The following is a 567-nucleotide window of genomic DNA, read 5'->3' on the forward strand; positions in this document are numbered from 1 at the left end:
GGGGGAAGGGGAAGCGGGCCCGCCCTGGGACGGACGGGCCCGCTGGTGAGGGGTGAGCCCTCGTTTACTCCTCGGTGTCCTCGAACGGGTTCTCGACGAGGGCGTTGGAGTGGGACGCCGAGTCGTGGGCCAGCTGACCCGGGTCGGCGATCGGCGCGAAGACCTGCTCGTTCTCCATGAACGTTCCTCCATCTCAAGGGACTTGCGGCGTTCTGTCGAGCGCCGCGTGGTGAACATTAATGAATATGATTTTCGTTTTGCTAGGTGGGGAGAGGGTGATCTGGGTAACACACGGGCCAGTCCCCCTCGGGATCCCGGCCCACCCGGCCCGCGACCCGCAGCACCTCCGCGAGAAAACCGGGGGTGACCACCTCCTTGGGCGCGCCGTCCGCCACCACCCGCCCGTCCCGCAGCGCCACGATCCGCTCCGCGAACCGAGCGGCGTGGGCGAGGTCGTGCAGCACCATGACCACGGTCAGGCCCCGTTCCTCCCGCAGCCGCACCACCGTCTGCAGCACGTCCAGTTGGTGATGCAGATCCAGGTACGTGGTCGGCTCGTCGAGCAGC

At 67.7% G+C, this 567-nt stretch carries 2 protein-coding genes; both read right to left on the minus strand.

Features of this window, described 5'->3' with window-relative positions:
* Positions 1–64: 64 nt before the first annotated feature.
* Complete coding sequence (gene amiA, locus CCN42_RS45385) at positions 65–178, minus strand: streptamidine family RiPP (RefSeq protein ID WP_240449383.1); 114 nt, start codon at positions 176–178, stop codon at positions 65–67.
* 82 nt (positions 179–260) lie between these two features.
* Positions 261–567 (minus strand): ATP-binding cassette domain-containing protein (locus CCN42_RS39525; RefSeq protein ID WP_143662203.1); only part of this gene is annotated, 307 nt, incomplete at its 5' end.

It is taken from the genome of Streptomyces glaucescens (genome assembly GCF_002154375.1).
In the GTDB taxonomy this organism is placed as follows: domain Bacteria; phylum Actinomycetota; class Actinomycetes; order Streptomycetales; family Streptomycetaceae; genus Streptomyces; species Streptomyces glaucescens.